15 protein-coding genes are annotated in these 16,858 nt (G+C 70.7%); 11 read left to right on the top strand and 4 right to left on the bottom strand.

Annotated features, from left to right (window positions below):
• Positions 1–4 precede the first annotated feature (4 nt).
• The 9 genes from OHB13_RS04710 (at position 5) to OHB13_RS04670 (ending at position 7,520) form a co-directional block, all read left to right on the top strand.
• Positions 5–628: a riboflavin synthase gene (locus tag OHB13_RS04710; RefSeq protein ID WP_328375851.1), complete on the top strand. Its 624-nt coding sequence runs from the start codon at positions 5–7 to the stop codon at positions 626–628.
• A 1-nt stretch (position 629) separates the two neighbouring features.
• Positions 630–1,283 carry a nicotinamide mononucleotide transporter family protein gene (locus tag OHB13_RS04705; RefSeq protein WP_266859034.1) on the top strand — a complete coding sequence of 218 codons (654 nt, stop codon included), beginning with the start codon at positions 630–632 and terminating at the stop codon, positions 1,281–1,283.
• Positions 1,280–2,563 (top strand): bifunctional 3,4-dihydroxy-2-butanone-4-phosphate synthase/GTP cyclohydrolase II, encoded by a 1,284-nt coding sequence (locus tag OHB13_RS04700; protein ID WP_328375849.1) that lies wholly within the window; start codon positions 1,280–1,282, stop codon positions 2,561–2,563. Before OHB13_RS04705 ends, OHB13_RS04700 begins: the two co-directional genes overlap by 4 nt.
• Positions 2,564–2,621: 58 nt before the next feature.
• On the top strand, positions 2,622–3,107 hold the full coding sequence (ribH, locus tag OHB13_RS04695; RefSeq protein WP_266859038.1) for a 6,7-dimethyl-8-ribityllumazine synthase: 486 nt from the start codon (positions 2,622–2,624) through the stop codon (positions 3,105–3,107).
• 34 nt (positions 3,108–3,141) lie between these two features.
• A complete protein-coding gene (locus OHB13_RS04690) occupies positions 3,142–3,414 on the top strand; it encodes a phosphoribosyl-ATP diphosphatase (RefSeq protein WP_164266345.1) in 273 nt (90 codons plus the stop codon).
• A gap of 109 nt (positions 3,415–3,523) precedes the next feature.
• A complete protein-coding gene (hisG, locus tag OHB13_RS04685; protein ID WP_266859043.1) occupies positions 3,524–4,372 on the top strand; it encodes an ATP phosphoribosyltransferase in 849 nt (282 codons plus the stop codon).
• A gap of 23 nt (positions 4,373–4,395) precedes the next feature.
• A complete protein-coding gene (locus OHB13_RS04680; protein WP_328375846.1) occupies positions 4,396–4,863 on the top strand; it encodes a PH domain-containing protein in 468 nt (155 codons plus the stop codon).
• Between the two features lie 216 nt (positions 4,864–5,079).
• A complete protein-coding gene (locus tag OHB13_RS04675) occupies positions 5,080–6,423 on the top strand; it encodes a hemolysin family protein (protein ID WP_266859047.1) in 1,344 nt (447 codons plus the stop codon).
• Entirely contained in the window at positions 6,420–7,520 is a 1,101-nt protein-coding gene (locus OHB13_RS04670) for a hemolysin family protein (protein WP_266859049.1), read from the top strand. The genes OHB13_RS04675 and OHB13_RS04670 overlap by 4 nt, the downstream gene beginning before the upstream one ends.
• A 25-nt stretch (positions 7,521–7,545) precedes the next feature.
• Here the strand turns inward: OHB13_RS04670 and OHB13_RS04665 are convergent, their stop codons facing one another.
• Positions 7,546–9,447: an AAA family ATPase gene (locus OHB13_RS04665; protein WP_328375843.1), complete on the bottom strand. Its 1,902-nt coding sequence runs from the start codon at positions 9,445–9,447 to the stop codon at positions 7,546–7,548.
• Between the two features lie 430 nt (positions 9,448–9,877).
• Positions 9,878–10,459: a uridine kinase family protein gene (locus OHB13_RS04660; protein WP_328375841.1), complete on the bottom strand. Its 582-nt coding sequence runs from the start codon at positions 10,457–10,459 to the stop codon at positions 9,878–9,880.
• A 172-nt stretch (positions 10,460–10,631) separates the two neighbouring features.
• Between OHB13_RS04660 and OHB13_RS04655 the strand changes: the two genes are divergently transcribed.
• Entirely contained in the window at positions 10,632–12,029 is a 1,398-nt protein-coding gene (locus OHB13_RS04655) for a peptidase C39 family protein (RefSeq protein ID WP_328375839.1), read from the top strand.
• Positions 12,030–12,153: 124 nt separating this feature from the next.
• On the opposite strand, the gene OHB13_RS04650 is transcribed toward OHB13_RS04655, so the two are convergent.
• A complete protein-coding gene (locus OHB13_RS04650; RefSeq protein ID WP_328375837.1) occupies positions 12,154–13,170 on the bottom strand; it encodes a hydroxyacid dehydrogenase in 1,017 nt (338 codons plus the stop codon).
• Between the two features lie 142 nt (positions 13,171–13,312).
• On the bottom strand, positions 13,313–14,440 hold the full coding sequence (locus OHB13_RS04645; protein ID WP_328375835.1) for a substrate-binding domain-containing protein: 1,128 nt from the start codon (positions 14,438–14,440) through the stop codon (positions 13,313–13,315).
• A 194-nt stretch (positions 14,441–14,634) separates the two neighbouring features.
• Here OHB13_RS04645 and OHB13_RS04640 point away from each other — a divergent pair, with 194 nt between their 5' ends.
• Positions 14,635–16,647 carry a DUF2264 domain-containing protein gene (locus OHB13_RS04640; RefSeq protein ID WP_328375833.1) on the top strand — a complete coding sequence of 671 codons (2,013 nt, stop codon included), beginning with the start codon at positions 14,635–14,637 and terminating at the stop codon, positions 16,645–16,647.
• Positions 16,648–16,858: the final 211 nt, after the last annotated feature.

Raw genomic sequence — 16,858 nt, 5'->3', positions numbered from 1 at the left:
CGCCGTGTTCACCGGAATCGTCGAAGAACTGGGTGAGGTCACCGCCGTCGAGAACCTCGGCGACGCCTCCCGCTTCCGCCTGCGCGGACCGGTCGTGACCGAGGACGCCAAGCACGGCGACTCCATCGCCGTCAACGGCGTCTGTCTCACCGTGGTCGAATCCGGCGGTGGCGAGTTCACCGCCGATGTCATGGCCGAGACACTCAACCGCTCCAGCCTCGGCGCGCTCGCCACCGGCTCCCGGGTCAACCTGGAACGCCCCATGGCGCTCGGCGGCCGCCTCGGCGGACACCTCGTCCAGGGCCATGTGGACGGCACTGGCACGGTCGTCGAACGCAAACCGTCCGACAACTGGGAGATCGTGAAGATCTCACTCCCGTCGGACCTCTCCCGGTACGTCGTGGAGAAGGGCTCCATCACCGTCGACGGAGTCAGCCTCACCGTCGTCGACGCCGGGCCTGACTACTTCACCATCAGCCTCATCCCCACCACCCTCGCCCTGACCACCCTCGGCATCAAGCAGGCGGGCGACCCGGTCAACCTCGAAGTGGACGTACTCGCCAAGTACGTCGAGCGGCTGCTCGGCGCCGACGGCACCCGGGCCACACCCGAACCGGAGGGCCGCTGAAGTGAGCGCACTGACCTGGCTGAACACCGAGGCGTTCACCGTGCTCGGCCAGCACATCCTGTGGTCCGACATGATCGGCAACACCATCGGGCTGATCGCGCTCGCCCTCGGCTGGCGCCGCTCGGTGCTGACATGGCCCGCGCAGTTCCTGTCCGGCGTCATCCTCGTCGGCGCATACTCATCGGCCCATCTCAGCGGCGGAGTCGGCAAACAGCTGCTGGTCATCGGGATCGCCCTGTGGGGCTGGTGGTCCTGGACCAGGGGCAGGCAGCAGGCCCAGGACGGCAGCATCGCCGTGCGGTTCGCGACCTGGCGTGAGCGCGGGCTGCTGCTGGCGGGCGCCGTGGTCGGCACCGTCGCCGTGGCCGCGCTCTTCCTGGCCGTTCCCTCCCTGTCCTGGAGCCCGTGGGCCGACGCCTACATATTCGTCGGCACCCTGGTCGCGATGGTCGCCCAGGCGCGCGGTCTCGTCGAATTCTGGTTCGCGTGGCTGCTCGTCGACCTCGTCGGCGTCCCCCTCGCCTTCCACAGCGGCCTGGCCTTCTCCGGTCTGGTCTACGTGGTCTACTTCGCGCTCGTCCTCTGGGGCATGCGCGACTGGTGGCTGCGATCCCGTACGAGCGTCAAGCCCGCCCTGGAAGGAGCAGCAGCATGACTGCCGAGCCCGTCTGGTACTCGACCGACAACGCCGAGGACCTCTCCCTCGACCCCGTGGAACAGGCCGTACGCGACATCGCGGCGGGCCGGCCGGTGGTGGTCGTCGACGACGAGGACCGCGAGAACGAGGGCGACCTCGTCATCGCGGCCGAGAAGGCCACCCCCGAGATCGTCGCGTTCATGATGAGCGAGTGCCGTGGACTGATCTGCGCACCCATGGAGGGCGACGAGCTGGCCCGGCTCAACCTCCCGCAGATGGTCGAGAACAACACCGAGTCGATGAAGACGGCCTTCACCGTCTCCGTCGACGCCGCCACCGCGCACGGGGTCACCACCGGAATCTCCGCCGCCGACCGCGCGACCACCCTGCGGCTGCTCGCCGACGGCCGGGCCGGCGCCGGGGACTTCGTACGCCCCGGGCATGTCTTCCCGCTGCGGGCCAAGCCCGGTGGCGTGCTCGTGCGCAACGGGCACACCGAGGCGGCCGTCGACCTGGCCCGGCTGGCCGGTCTGCGCCCGGCCGGCGCGATCGTCGAGATCGCGGGGGAGGACGGGGTGATGCTGCGCCTGCCCGAGCTGGTCCCCTTCGCCCGCAAGCACGGCCTCACGATCATCTCCATCGAGGACCTGATCGCCTACCGCCGCAGCTCCGAACCGCGGGTACGCCGCGAGGCGACCGTCCGCCTCCCCACTGCCTACGGCGAGTTCACCGCGTACGGCTACCGCTCCATCGCCGACGGCATCGAGCATGTCGCCCTGGTCCACGGGGAGATCGGGGACGGCGACGACGTCCTGGTGCGGATCCACTCCGAGTGCCTCACCGGCGACATCTTCCACTCGCTGCGCTGCGACTGCGGCCCCCAGCTGGAAGCCTCCATGGAGCGCATCACCACCGAGGGCCGCGGCGTCGTCGTCTACCTGCGAGGCCACGAGGGGCGCGGCATCGGGCTGCTGTCCAAGCTGCGCGCCTACGAGCTCCAGGAGCGCGGCCGCGACACCCTGGACGCCAACCTGGAACTCGGGCTGCCCGCCGACGCGCGCGACTACGGCGCCGGAGCGCAGATCCTGGCGGACCTCGGGGTACGCAGCCTGCGGCTGATGACCAACAACCCCGAGAAGACCGCCGCCCTCGTCCGGCACGGCCTGGACGTCACCGGCCGGGAGGCCATGCCCGTCCAGGCGGGCGAGCACAACCTCCGGTACCTGCGCACCAAGCGGGACCGGATGGGACACGACCTGCCCTGGCTGGACACCACGTCCGCCTGCGGCAACCAGTAGGACCGGGCCAACAGCAGACCAGCCGGCCCGAGAACGAGAAGCACGAGGAGAGACAGACATGAGCGGCAAGGGCGCACCCGAACTCACCGTGAAGAACTGCGGCGACCTGCGCGTGGCCGTCATCGCGGCCCAGTGGCACGAGAAGGTCATGGACGGCCTCGTCGACGGCGCACTGCGCGCCCTGGGCGAGCTGGGCATCGACGAACCGACCCTGCTGCGGGTCCCGGGGAGCTTCGAACTCCCGGTGGTCGCCAAGGTCCTCGCGGGCCGCGGCTACGACGCGATCGTCGCTCTCGGCGTGGTCATCAGGGGCGGCACCCCGCACTTCGACTATGTCTGCCAGGGCGTCACGGGCGGCCTCACCCAGGTCTCGGTCGACACCGGCGTCCCGATCGGGTTCGGCCTGCTGACCTGCGACACCGAGGAACAGGCGCTGGACCGGGCCGGCCTCGAAGGATCCAACGAGGACAAGGGGCACGAAGCGGTCACCGCTGCTGTCGCCACCGCGACCACACTGCGCACGGTCAGCGAACCCTGGCGCTGAGTGGGGACGGGGACCCCGTACTCTTAGCAGCATCATGGCGAACAAAACCTTCGAAGAGCTCTTCTCCGAGCTCCAGCTCAAGGCCGCCAACGGCGACCCCTCCACCTCCCGCACCGCCGAACTGGTGGGCAAGGGCGTGCATGCCATCGGCAAGAAGGTCGTCGAGGAGGCAGCCGAGGTGTGGATGGCAGCCGAGCACGAGGGCAAGGAAGCCGCAGCCGAGGAAATCTCGCAGCTGCTGTACCACGTTCAGGTGATGATGGTCGCCCGTGGGATCTCACTCGACGACGTCTACGCCCATCTCTGAGCACCCGCCCTCGTAGATCCAGCACGCTCTCCGTCTCCGTACGTCCAGACAGTCAGCACCCCAGCACCTCAGCACCCCGTAATCACTCCGCACGAAGGAAGCCGACCTCATGCTGCGCATCGCCGTCCCCAACAAGGGTTCTCTCTCCGGGCCTGCGATGGCGATGCTCCATGAGGCCGGCTACCGGCAGCGCAAGGAGTCCAAGGAGCTCGTCCTCGTCGACCCGGTGAACCAGGTCGAGTTCTTCTACCTCCGCCCGCGCGACATCGCGATCTACGTCAGCTCCGGCAAGCTCGACATCGGCATCACCGGCCGCGACCTGCTGCTGGACTCCGGGGCCGAGGCGGAGGAGATCCTCCAGCTCGGCTTCGCCCGCTCGACCTTCCGGTACGCCACCAAGCCCGGCACGGCGAAGGGCCCGGCGGACTTCGGCGGCATGACGATCGCGACCTCGTACGAGGGAATCGTCGCCAAGGCCCTCGCCGAGCAGGGCGTCGACGCGGCAGTCGTCCACCTCGACGGCGCCGTCGAGACGGCCATCGAGCTGGGCGTCGCCCAGGTCATCGCGGACGTCGTGGAGACCGGCACCTCACTGCGGAACGCCGGACTCGAAGTCATCGGCGAACCGATCATGAAGTCCGAGGCCGTCGTCATCCGCCGGATCGGAGCCGACGCCGACGAGCCCAAGGCGCAGCAGTTCCTGCGCCGCCTCCAGGGCGTCCTGGTGGCCCGGAGCTACGTGATGATGGACTACGACTGCCGGGTCGAGTTCCTGGAGCAGGCCGTGGCCCTCACGCCCGGCCTGGAGTCGCCGACCATCTCCCCGCTGCACCACGAGGGATGGGTCGCCGTCCGCTCGATGGTCGCGGCCAGCGAAGCCCAGCGGATCATGGACGACCTCTACGCACTCGGCGCCCGCGCCATCCTCACCACGGCCATCCACGCCTGCCGTCTCTGACCAGCACGAAGGACGAACGGATCATGACCGCCCCCGAACTTCCCGCCCTCCCGGTCACCTTCAGGCCGACCCGTACGCGGGTGGTGCTGCTGTCGGTGGGGACGGTCATGTTCGTCGTCCTCAGCGTCGTCTCCCTGATGCTGGAGACCCTGACGCCGGGTGAGCGTGTCTCGTTCATCTTCACCGCGGCTGTCTTCTTCGGGGTGCTGGCGCTGCTCAGCCGCCCCAAGGTCGTCGCGGACGAGGACGGCGTCACCGTCGTCAATCTCACATCCAGGCGCCGGCTGGCCTGGCCGGAGATCCTGCACGTCAATCTGCGCCCCGGCGACGCCTGGGTCTTCCTCGACCTCAGCGACGGCACCAGCCTCCCCGCCCTCGGCATCCAGCCCGGTATCGGCAAGGCCCAGGCCATCCGCGACGCCCGCGCCCTGCGCGCCCTGGCGGACGCACGCGGCCCGGCCACCGACGACCGGAGCACCCCGGCGGAGTAGCAGGATCCGCCCGCCGGACAGGTACGGACGGCTGAGCCCCTGACGCGCCGGGCCGCTGTTTGATTACTCTGGGGCGGGGCGCCAGGTGCGCCCCGCCCCGCATTCTGTGACCCACGCGGTCCGCGGGGCACCCCTGCGACATGAGGAGTGATTCCTTCCAGCAATGGACGGATCATCCGGTAGTACGTGCGCCGCCCCCCTCCTGGAGGCGGCGGCATGACCATTCCCCTTCTGCTCCTCGGAGCGGCTTTCCTCCTGATCCTCGCCAACGGATTCTTCGTCGCGGCCGAATTCGGCCTCGTCACCGTGGAGCGGCCGGACGCCGAACGCGCCGCCGCGGACGGCGACCGGCGGGCCCGCACCGTCGTACGGGCCCTGCGGGAACTCTCCTTCCAGCTCTCCGGCACCCAGCTCGGCATCACCATCACCTCGCTGGTGGTCGGAATGCTCGCCGAGCCCGCGCTCGCGGAGCTGCTCGAAGGACCGCTCACCGCCACCGGGCTGCCCGCGGGGGCCGTGTCCGGGATCAGCGTGGTGCTCGGCATGATGCTCGCCGCCGCCGTGCAGATGGTGCTCGGCGAACTGGTCCCGAAGAACTGGGCGGTGTCCAGGCCGCTCCAGGTGGCCAGGTTCGTCGCCGGCCCCCAGCACCTCTTCTCGACCGCGTTCCGGCCGGTGATCAGTCTGCTGAACACCGTCGCCAACCGGCTGGTCCGGGCGCTCGGCGTCGAGCCCGCCGACGAGCTGGCCTCGGCCCGTACCCCCGGCGAACTCGTCTCGCTGGCCCGCCACTCGGCGCAGGCCGGCACGCTGGAACAGGACACGGCCGACCTCTTCGTCAGGACCCTCTCGCTGGCCGGGCTCACCGCCCAGCACGTCATGACCCCCCGGGTGAAGGTCAGCGCACTCCAGTCGTCGGCGACGGCGGCCGACGTACTGAACCTCACCCGCGCCACCGGCCTCTCCCGCTTCCCCGTCTACCGGGAGCGCATCGACGAGGTCGTCGGCATGGTCCATCTGAAGGACGCGCTCGCCGTGGCGGTGCAGGCCAGGCACCGGACCTCGGTGGGACGGGTCGCCGTCGCACCGCTCCTGGTGCCCGAGACGCTGCCCGTGCAGCAGCTCCTGGAGCGGCTGCGCACCGAGCAGCCGATCGCCGTGGTGGTGGACGAGTACGGCGGCACCGCCGGAGTCGTCACCCTGGAGGACATCGTCGAGGAGCTGGTCGGGGAGGTCAGGGACGAGCACGACGGCGCCGACGCCGACCGCCCCGAGCTGTCCCCGGCCCCCGCCGAGGACGGCAACCCCGCCTGGGAGGCAGACGGCAGCTGCCGGGTCCTCACCCTGCGGCGGATAGGTCTTGAGGTCCCCGAGGGCCCGTACGAGACCGTCGCCGGACTCGTGGCAGACCTGCTGGGACGCATCCCCGCCCCGGGCGACCGGGCCGAACTGCCCGGCTGGCGGCTCTCGGTCCGCAGGGTCGAGCGCTACCGCGCCGAGCGGGTGCGGCTGGTCCGTACCGCCGATGTGCCCGTCCCGGTCATGGAGGGCGTGCGATGAGCTTCTTCCAGCTCCTCTTCGCCGTCGCCCTGGTACTCGCCAACGGCTTCTTCGTCGGAGCGGAGTTCGCACTCGTCTCCGTACGCCGCAGCCAGGTCGAGCCGCTGGCCGCCGAGGGCTCCGCACGGGCCCGCAAGGTGCTCTACGGCCTGGAGAACCTGCCGCGGATGATGGCCGCCGCGCAGTTCGGCATCACCGTCTGCTCACTGACACTGGGCGCTGTCGCCGAGCCGACCGTCGCCCACCTCCTGGAGCCGGTCTTCCAGGCGGTCCGGCTGCCCGGCGGTCTGGTCCATCCGCTGGGGTACGCGATCGCTCTCGCGCTCGTGGTCTCGCTGCATCTGGTCATCGGCGAGATGGTCCCGAAGAACCTCGCCATGGCCGCACCCGAGAAGACCGCGCTCTGGCTCAGCCCCGGACTCGTCGGCTTCGCCCGGCTGTGCCGCCCGGTGACCGTCGCACTCGGGGCCTGTGCCCGGCTGGTGCTGAAGCTCTTCGGCGTCGAGCCCAAGGACGAGGTCGAGGCGGTCTTCACCAGCGAGCAGCTCAACCGGCTCGTCGAGGACTCGGGCCAGGCCGGCCTGCTGGACTCGGAGGCCCAGGAGCGTCTGGAGGACGCACTGGAGCTGGGCAGCAGGCCGATCGCGGACGTGCTGATCGCCCGCGCCGAGCTGATCACGGTCGCCCCGTCGGTCACCCCGCTGATGATCGAGGAGCTGACCGTGCGCACCGGCTACTCGCGCTTCCCCGTCTGTGCGGACAGCGGCGCCTTCATGGGCTATCTGCACGTCAAGGACGTGCTCGACCTGGAGGACCGGGAGCGGGCCGTCCCCCAGCAGGTCTGGCGTCCGATGGCGACGCTCCGCGCGGAGCTGCCGCTGGACGACGCGCTGACCGTGATGCGGCGCGCGGCCACCCATCTGGCCCAGGTCGCCGACGGATCGGGGAAGGTGCTCGGTCTGGTCGCGCTGGAGGACGTGCTGGAGAAGCTGGTCGGTGAGGTACGGGACCCGGCGCACCGGGAAGTCCCGGCACCGCAGGTGACCCGGGTGTCCGAGCCGCGCACCGACCGCAGCGAACAGGCGCTGGCCGGGTAGGCCCGGCCCCCGGGGCGGGGACCGTTCAGAGCGGCGGCTCCTGCTGCCCGCGACCGACCGGTCCCCGCCCCGAGAGCACCTCCCCGTACGCCTGCATCAGGTCCGGCAGCCGCAGCGTCGACAGATCGTCCCTGCCCGGTGTGGTGGCATACCCGGTCAGGCGCAGATCCCGGTAGGCGCAGCTCTTCTCGTACAGCGTGCGCAGGAACCGGCCGTTGCCCAGCTCGTCGATCCATCCCTGGTCCACCACATGACCGGCGATCGAGCGCAGCTCGTCCAGCGACTCCGCGTCCCACACATCGCCGTTCTCCGTCGCCAGCACCTCGCCGATGGCGGTCAGTTCCAGCGGCCGGTAGCTCGGGAAGTCGACGCGTGAGGTGAACCGCGACGAGAGCCCCGGATTGGTGGCGAGGAGGCGGTCCATGCCCTGGGGGTAGCCGGCCAGGATGACCACCAGATGGTCGCGGTTGTCCTCGGCCCGTTTCAGCAGGACCTGGAGCGCCTCGTCGCCGTAGGCGTCGCCTTTGCTGTAACCGGAGTTGGCGAGGCTGTACGCCTCGTCCACGAAGAGCACCCCGCCGAGCGCGGAGTCGATCAGCTCGTTCGCCTTCACGGCGGTCTGTCCCAGGAACTCGCCCACCAGATCGGCGCGCTGGGCCTCGATGAGATGGTCGCCGCCGAGCAGCCCGAGCGCGTAGAACACCCGGCCCAGGATGCGGGCCACGGTTGTCTTGCCGGTGCCCGAGGGGCCCGAGAAGACGAAGTGGCGTTTCGGCGGCTGCACCGGCAGCCCCTGGCCGGCCCGCAGCCGGGCCATGTTGAGCTGTGCCGACAGCGCTTTGACCTGACGTTTGACCGGTTCCAGGCCGACCATGCGCTCCAGTTCGTCCAGTGCGCACGCCAGCAGTTCGGGGTCGGTGGGCCCGGCGGGCAGATCCGGCGGGAACTGGCCGGCGGGGGAGGGATCCCGGTCCCGTACGGTGCCGGAGGGCGGAGCGGAGCCGCCGAGCGGATCGCCGCCCGGACTCCCGGGGGTCCCGGGCCGGGGATCCCGCCCCTCGGCCGGATCGCCCTCCGCGAAGGCGCTGTCCGCCTGCCCGTCCACGGCGTCCTGCCCGAACCCGGCCAGTGAGACCGCGGCGTAGTCCACCGCGTCGTCGTACCCGTCGCCCTCGGAGATCGCGGCGAGCCGGGCAGCGGTGTCCATGAACGCGGGATCCACCCGGTGCACCGCCCGGTACAGCGGCAGGGCCGCGGCACTGCGCCCGGTCCCCTCATGGGCGCGGGCGAGCCAGTAGCGCAGCTCCTTGCGCTGCGGCTGCTCGCTGCGGCAGCGCATCAGCGCCGCCGAGAGCAGTGGTTCCGCCTGCCCGTACATCTCCAGGCGCACCCGCGCCATCCCGCCGAACAGCCCCGCCTCGATCCCCAGGACCGGATCGTCGACCAGCGAAGCGGTGTAACGCACCAGCCGCTCCCAGTCCTTGGCGAGGTACGCGCGGCAGGCGTGCAGGAACCGCACCTGCGGATCGGTGTCGACCGGCGGCAGCCCCGCCAGCGCCCGGTCCAGCTCCGGCACATGGCGTCCGTCCAGCCAGTGCGAGGCGTGCGCGAGGAGCAGATCGCGCGGGCTCTCAAGGACCGGCTGCACCCACCAGCCCAGCCAGTACCAGGAGTTGAGGGTGCGGCGCAGCCTGCCGCGCTGCTCGCCGAACCGCTCCCGGTGCCGGAACATCCGCAGTAACGCGGTGGTGGTGTCCACCCGCAGCGCATGCAGTCCGAGCCAGCCGTCCGCCATCCCCGGATCGAGCCGCACCGCGGCCCGGAACTCCTCCTCCGCCTGTGGGTACGCCCCCATCGTGTAGGCGTCCACGCCTCTCAGCCAGGCAAGATCGGCCGGGGCGTGCGAGCCCTGCGTGCCGAAATCCATCACGTCCCCCACAGACCGTGCCCCCGTACCGTGCCGCCGGGCTCGGCGCCCTGCGACCTGTGAACCGCTGTGCAGCGGACGGGAATTGACCGGCGCCGCCCGAAGGGCATCGTACCTGCGCAGAGGCCCGGTACCGAAGGGTGCCGGAGTACTGGGTGCCAGGGGGAGAGGGCTTGCTCACGGTGACCGAGGGTGAGCGATCAGCGAGACCGGGAGTCCGGTTGGGGAGGGAATGGGCAGAACGAAGCCCCCGATCACGGGGGAACAACCGGGGGCTTCGCGTCTGCGGCGGCTTCGAAAAGCCGCACATTGAGAACGTAAGACCTGTACGGGCCCTGGGTCAAGCGGAGTTGAAGCACTGGAACGGCGGTTTTCCGCCGGGCGCCGGTCCTGGGGAGAGGTCATGACTATGCGTGACCAAATGGATCGCTCACGCGGTCACTGAGGGAGTCCGGAACCACTCGTAACCCTTGTAACACTCACGTACCAGCAGATCCGCGAATGGCCGGGAAGGGTCCCCGGCGAAGTGCCGGGCCTCCGCCGCCGTCCAGCCGTCCCAGAAGTCCGTCAGGGCCGGGCCGTCGCGGTGTCGGCCCCGTGCCCAGGACGCGGCAGCGCCCCGGTCCATCCAGAGCAGCTGGGCGAGATACGGGCGCAGGGCCCGGCGGCCCGCGCCCACCCCTTCGACAATGACGACGTCAGTGGCGTCGATGGTCCGCTCGGGACCGAAGCGGCGCAGCGTCCAGTCGTACGGCGCGTACCGTGCGGCCTCGCCGCGGGTGAACGGTACGATCACCTGCGCGTGCAGCCGCCCGGTCCAGTCGAACAGTTCCTGGTGAGTGGCGAGATCATCCAGATGGAGTACGGGCACACCACCCAGCGCTTCGGCGAGCGTGGCCGAGAACGTGCTCTTCCCCGAGCCCGCGTGGCCGTCGACCGCGATCAGGCGAACCGGCCCGCAGGAGACGGGCCGTGCACGGATCGCGGCGGCGAGGTGGTCGAGGTCTCCCATGGGGCCAGCCTAGGAGCAGTTGGCGGCGCCGCAGGTCACGCCAGTGGTCGATACCAATATTGGTGGCAGGACGCGAGGCGAATCACTGGCAGAAACGCGTCGTGAGCCGGGATAGTTGCCCCACTGTCGCGCACTCGCCGCCCCATCCGTATCCGACTGGGGGTCCATCAAAGTGACCAGTACCACTCCGCGTAGAACCGTCCTCGCCGCGGCGGTCGCCGCCGCGGCCGCTGCCGCAGGTGCCGCTGCCGCCGCACCCGCCGTCGCCGCCCCGGCCGCCCCGGACGGCGCGCCCGCCACCCCGCACACCCCGCAGGCCGCCGGGGGAGGGCCCGTGACCCCGCTCGTGGACAACAGCGCCTGGGCCTCGTACAGCGACTGGCGCTCGGGAACGGCCGACGGCACCAAGGCTGTTCCCGGCCGCCGCTCCGGGCTGGTGATCACGGCCCCCGCGGGCCGCACCGACTACACCGATCCGCACACCGGGAAGACCGCCGCCTGGGAGTACGCGACCTGGACCTCACCGGTCCACCGCTCACGCGTCCCGGCCACCGAGGCCGTCGCGTCCTGGAACGCGCACACCCCGGCAGGCACCTGGATCCAGGTCGAGCTGCGCGGCAGCTACACCGACGGCACCGAGACCCCCTGGTACGTGATGGGCCGCTGGGCCTCCGGCGACGCGGACATCCGCCGGACCTCACTCGACGGCCAGGGCGACGGCAAGAGCTCCATCTCGACCGACACCTTCGCCATCGGCGACGCCGCGAGCGGGCTCCGGCTGGTCTCGTACCGGCTGCGGCTGACGCTGTACCGCACCCCGGGCACCCGGGTCACGCCCACCGTCCGGCGAGTCGGGGCGATGGCGTCGGACATCCCGGACCGGTTCACCGTCCCGCCGTCGGTGCCGCGGATCTCCCGCGAGCTGACCGTCCCGCGCTTCTCGCAGGACATCCACGCGGGCCAGTACCCGCAGTACGACAACGGCGGCGAGGCCTGGTGCAGCCCCACCTCGTCCTCGATGATCATCAAGTACTGGGGGCGCGGGCCCACCGCCGCCGACCTGGCCTGGATCGATCCGTCGTACGCCGACCCCGAGGTCTGCCAGGCGGCCCGCTACACCTATGACTACCAGTACGAGGGCTGCGGCAACTGGCCCTTCAACGCCGCCTACGCGGCGACCTACGAGGGCATGAGCGCGGTGGTCACCCGGCTGGGTTCGCTCGGCGACCTGGAGACCCTGATCAGGGCGGGTATCCCGGCCATAACGTCACAGTCCTTCCTCAAGGAGGAGCTGACCGGCGCCGGTTACGGCACCTCGGGCCATCTGATGACGGTGATCGGCTTCACGGCCGACGGCGACGTGATCGCCAACGACCCCGCCTCACCGGACGACAACGCGGTCCGCCATGTGTACCGGCGCGCCGAGTGGGAGAACATCTGGCTCCGCACGAAGCGGCACGACGCGAACGGCAAGGTCGTGAGCGGCACGGGCGGTGTCTGCTACCTCTACTGGCCCACTGACCTGACACCGGGTCAGCACCGGGTTCTGCGGTCGCTCGGGCTGGTGTGACCATGCGGGGCCCCGCACGGGTGTGACCATGTGGGGTCCCACGGCCGCCTCGACGCCTCGACGGCGAAAGACGCAGGAGTCGTCAGTGGACGGACTCGCCACGTACGCATGGACGTACTCGTGTCTATGCCATGCGCTCAAGCAGGCGGGCCGAGACGGGGTGGTTCAGCGGCCGGCTGTCGGCGAGGCGCTCCACCTCACCGACAGCCAGCTCTCCCATGCGCAACAGCTCGGTTCCCAGGGAGCCCGCGACGTGAGGCGTCAGCACGACATGCGGGTGATTCCACAGCGGGCTGTCCGCGGGCAGTGGTTCCGGATCCGTGACGTCGAGTACCGCGTACAACTGTCCGCTGCCCACCGCGGCCGTCAGCGCGGCGGTGTCGACCAGCTCCCCCCGCGCGGTGTTGATCAACGTGGCACCGGGACGCATCGACGACAGCCGCCGCGCGTCCATGAGATGCCGCGTCTGCGGTAGCGAAGGCGCGTGCAGGGAGACCACGTCGCTGGTGGACACGAGCTCGTCGAGCCCGAGCAGCCGTGCGCCCAGCGTCCCGGCCTCCGCCTCCGTGAGGTAGGGGTCGGCGACGACGCGTTCGACGTCGTAGTTCCGCAGCAGGGCGAGGACGCGGCGGCCGACGGCGGAGGCGCCGACGACCCCGATCTGCTTGCGGTAGTTGCCCACCGGAACGGAGCTGCCGGGCGGGTCCGTCTGTGCGTGGCCGGACGCCTGCCGCGCGAGCAGCGGCAGGACACGCTTGTTGGCCAGGACGATCATGGCGACCGTGTACTCGGCGACAGGGACGGCATTGGCGGCGGCGGCCGAAGAAACGGCGATACCCCGCTCCCAACAAGCTGCCGTGACATGGTGTTTGACCGATCCGGCGGCATGGACAACGGCGCGCAGGCGTGGTGCCCGTGCCAGTACCTCGGCTGTGAGGGGCGGGCATCCCCAGCCGGTGACAAGGATGTCGACGCGCGCGAGAGAGGCTTTCGACCGGGGCGAGGAGAACTCGTGGAGCACCGGAGCCGGGTCGAGGTCCGCGGCCCTGCCGAGACGCCGCAGCTGCTCGTCGTCGAACAGGCGCCCTGCCAGGCCTTCCTGCATGGCGAGGGCAAGTCGGGGTCGGTTGTCGCTGGTCACGCGTCTCCTCGGCCGGGGGCTTGATGTGCAGGTGCCGGGACAATCCAATGACCGGTCGGTCGGCAGCGTCAACGATCACCCGGCTGACCGAAAGGAACCGAAAGCGAAGGGACGGGATGGCCAACAGGCGGGCGGCCGGCTCTCAGACGGCGCCGCAGGAGGAGCGGACCACGAGCTTGGGCAGCAGCGCCATGCGCCGGGTCGCCACCTCATCACCCGGCGCGGCGATGCGTCGCATCACGGTGTCCACGGCGGTGCGGCCCACATCGAACTTGGGCGGGGCCACCGCGGTCAGCGGCACCTCGGCAAGCGCTGCCACCTCATCGTCGTAGGAGATGACCGCGAAGTCACCGGGGACATCCAGCCCGCGCTCCATGACGGCCCGTACGACCGCCGCCGCGTTTCCGTCCGCGTGCACGACGACGGCTCGGGTCCCGCTGTCCAGACAGCGGTCCACCAGTGATGCGACGGCGGCTGCGTTGCCCTTCGGGTCGAGGTCGCTGCGCGGCAGTTCCGTGCGTTCCACTCCGCCGTCGGTGAGCCCCAGCCTGGCCAGCGCTTCCGCGTGGCCGTCGAAGAGCCACCGGGCCGTGGGGCTGCGGAGCCCGCCCGCCGCGGCCACCCGGGTGTGCCCCAGGGAGACCAGATGTTCCACCGCGAGTTCGGTGCCCGCCGCATGGTCGGTGCGCACGTACTCGATGTGCGCGGCGGCCGTCCCCGACAACGAACGCTCGACCAGTACGGTCGGCACGTCGAGTCCGCTCAGCCACTGCGTGGTCTCCGGATCCTCGTCAGGGGGCTGGGCGGTCGCGATCAGCAGTCCGTCCACCCCGCGGTTCAGCATCCGGTCGACCTGCTCGCGTTCGATGCCGTGGTCGTAGTGGTTGATGGCCAGGACGATACGGGCACCGTGCTGCCCGGCAGCGGACTCCGCCCCCCGGAGCACAGCCGGGTAGTAGTACACGGAGGACGGGACCACCAGGCCCACGGTGGCGCGGTGGGTGTCGCGCCCGCCCGCCTGCTTGCCCCGCGCCGTCCTGCGAGCCGGCTGCGACTGCTTGCCGGGGATGCTCGCTCCGCCGTAGACCCGCTCCAGCATGCCGCGGTCGACGAGCGTGCCGATGTCCCGGCGCAGGGTGACCGTGGAGACGCCGAGCCGACCGGCCATGTCCGTCACGCGCACACAGCCCTGACTCCGGGCCACCTGCATGATCGCCTCGTGGCGCTCGACCGCCATCATCACGTGCTGTCCCCCCGAATCGGCTGACACTTACCCGGCCATGGGCTCCCCGGTCACCGGGCGTGGAGCGTACTGGCTTTTCCAACCGATCGAAAGCCTCCGCTTTCACTCTCCCGCACCTTTCTTCGTTTCCCTTCGACTTATTGCCACCTCCTTGACCGAACGGTCATGCTGGCGATCATTTCCGTACCGCCGCGACTCAGAACGAAATCGAGGTGCCGCGCATGAACCTGTCGCACCAGCCCTTGCCCCCCGAGGTGCGGGAACTCTCCCCGTACACCGGGTTCGGGCGGGCCCACTGGCTGGCACTCGCGGACCAACTCCTCGTGGACGCACACCGGTTCGCCACTCCGTCGGGCGCGCGCATCGTCCTGCCGGGCCGTGCCTCGTCCTCGGGTCGGGACTCGGACCAGCTGGAGGGTTTCGCACGGACCTTCCTGCTGTTCGCCTTCCGCGTGGCGGGCAGTGCGGGAGAGGCACCGGCCGGGCTGCTCCAGTCGTACGCCGACGGTTTCGCGGCAGGTACCGACCCCGCTCATCCCGAGGCGTGGCCGAGACTGGCGCAGGACTGCCGTCAGACACTCGTGGAGGCGTGCTCGCTCGCGCTCGGTCTGCACCTGACCAGGCCGTGGCTGTGGGACCAACTGCCCTCCGCAGTGCGGGAGCGGATCGTCGCGTGGTTCCAGGGTGCCTGGGGGCTGGGCATCCCGGACAACAACTGGCACATGTTCCGGGTGATCGTCGGCGAGTTCCTGGCGAGCGTCGGCGGGGCGCACGACCGCGCCGAGATGGACACCGACCTCGCCAGGATCGAGGAGTTCTACGTCGGAGACGGGTGGTACCGCGACGGCGGCGATGCCCGGAGAGCCGACTGCTTCGACCACTACTGCGGCTGGGCCATGCACACGTATCCCGTGCTGTGGGCCTTGATGGCCGGGGAGCGCGGCGAGGCACGACTGCCTGTCCTGCGAGAGCGGCTGAGACGGTTCCTGGGCGACTTCACGCTGTTCTTCGGTGCCGATGGTGCGCCGGTGCACCAAGGGCGCTCCCTGATCTACCGGTTCGCCGCCGCAGCGGCCCCCTGGGTCGGTGCGCTGGCCGACGCCACACCGCTCACTCCGGGCCAGACCAGACGGCTGGCCAGCGGCGCGTTGCGGCACTTCACCGACCGCGGCTTCCGCGACAGCCAGGGGATCGCCACGCTGGGCTGGTACGGGGAGTTCCCGCCGCTGGTGCAGGGCTACTCGGGGCCGGGCTCGCCGTACTGGTTGTCCAAGGGCTTCCTCGGCCTGTTGCTGCCGGCGGATCATCCGTGCTGGACCGCGGTGGAGGAACCGCTCCCCGTCGAGCGCGCCGACCAGGTCAGGTCCCTGCCGGCGCCCGGCTTCGTCCTCTCGGCCACACGAGCCGACGGAGTCGTCCGGCTGTTCAACCACGGCAGCGACAACCGGCTCCTGCCCGGCGCCGCCGCCGACCCTCACTACGCGCGTCTGGCGTACTCGACAGTCACCGGCCCCGCCCATCCGGAACCCGGGCAGCAGCACGCGGACAACCACGTCGGTCTGCTGGACAGCGAGTGGGGGCTGTCCCAGCGCCACCGCATCCACCGGCTGCGCGTCGTCGACCGCCACGCCGCGTCGTGGCACCGTCCGCGCTGGCCGGCCGCGCCGGACGGACAGGGCCCCGCCGGTGTGGCGGACGCCCGTATCGAGACGGCGAGCGTGGTGTGGGGCGCGTACGAACTGCGAGTCCATCTCGTGGACGCTCCTCCCGGCCTGCCGCTCTACGAGAGCGGGTGGCAGGTCGCCGGGGAAACGCTCGTACCGCAACCGGTCGGCGGGGACCGGTCTTCGGCCGTCACCGCCGCGGGGCTCACCAGTAACTTCGTCGCTCTGCACGGCCATGGCCAGGTACGGCTTGCGAACGACGGAACCACGAGCGCGTTCGGAGCGAAAACCGCGTTCCCGTACACCACCACCGAGCGCGCCGAACGCCGCACGCTGCATGTGGCCCTGGTGGGGCTCACCGGACAGGGCGCGCCGGCGCAAATCCCCGACGTGCGGTGCCGGATCGACGGAACCACGGTCACTGCACGGTTCCCCGACGGGACCCGGGTCCTCGTCGCCCTGGGGCCGGTACCCGCGCGCTCGCCCCAGTTGGGGGGACGGGTACTGGAGGGGCCGGTGCGGTACGCGCGCCTGACTCCCGGCGAGCGTTCGGTCGTCGTCGCCCGTTGAACGGTCGTCGCCCAGCGGACGAACGACCCAACGGCCCGAGCGTGCGGCGGCTTTGATCATCCTCCGGATGATCGATGTTGAACGGTTGAAGCAAGTTTCTGGCCGAGTTCCGAAGCGATCTCGTACAGTCCGGGCACTGCTCACCCGCGCAGTGGCGCAGCCCGGACGAGTTGCCGCCGCTGCCGTTCCGCTCCGTCTCCCCGACGCCGTG

The sequence above is a fragment of the Streptomyces sp. NBC_00440 genome, from assembly GCF_036014215.1.
Lineage (GTDB): Bacteria > Actinomycetota > Actinomycetes > Streptomycetales > Streptomycetaceae > Streptomyces.
This window is presented reverse-complemented; position numbering and strand designations above follow the sequence as displayed.

Coding starts and splice junctions, on each gene's coding strand:
- OHB13_RS04665 (WP_328375843.1), bottom strand. CDS start 9,447: ATGGATTTCGGCACGCAGGGCTCGCACGCCCCGGCCGATCTTGCCTGG.
- OHB13_RS04680 (WP_328375846.1), top strand. CDS start 4,396: ATGACCGCCCCCGAACTTCCCGCCCTCCCGGTCACCTTCAGGCCGACC.
- OHB13_RS04700 (WP_328375849.1), top strand. CDS start 1,280: ATGACTGCCGAGCCCGTCTGGTACTCGACCGACAACGCCGAGGACCTC.
- OHB13_RS04670 (WP_266859049.1), top strand. CDS start 6,420: ATGAGCTTCTTCCAGCTCCTCTTCGCCGTCGCCCTGGTACTCGCCAAC.
- hisG (WP_266859043.1), top strand. CDS start 3,524: ATGCTGCGCATCGCCGTCCCCAACAAGGGTTCTCTCTCCGGGCCTGCG.
- OHB13_RS04640 (WP_328375833.1), top strand. CDS start 14,635: ATGAACCTGTCGCACCAGCCCTTGCCCCCCGAGGTGCGGGAACTCTCC.
- OHB13_RS04690 (WP_164266345.1), top strand. CDS start 3,142: ATGGCGAACAAAACCTTCGAAGAGCTCTTCTCCGAGCTCCAGCTCAAG.
- OHB13_RS04675 (WP_266859047.1), top strand. CDS start 5,080: ATGACCATTCCCCTTCTGCTCCTCGGAGCGGCTTTCCTCCTGATCCTC.
- ribH (WP_266859038.1), top strand. CDS start 2,622: ATGAGCGGCAAGGGCGCACCCGAACTCACCGTGAAGAACTGCGGCGAC.
- OHB13_RS04660 (WP_328375841.1), bottom strand. CDS start 10,459: ATGGGAGACCTCGACCACCTCGCCGCCGCGATCCGTGCACGGCCCGTC.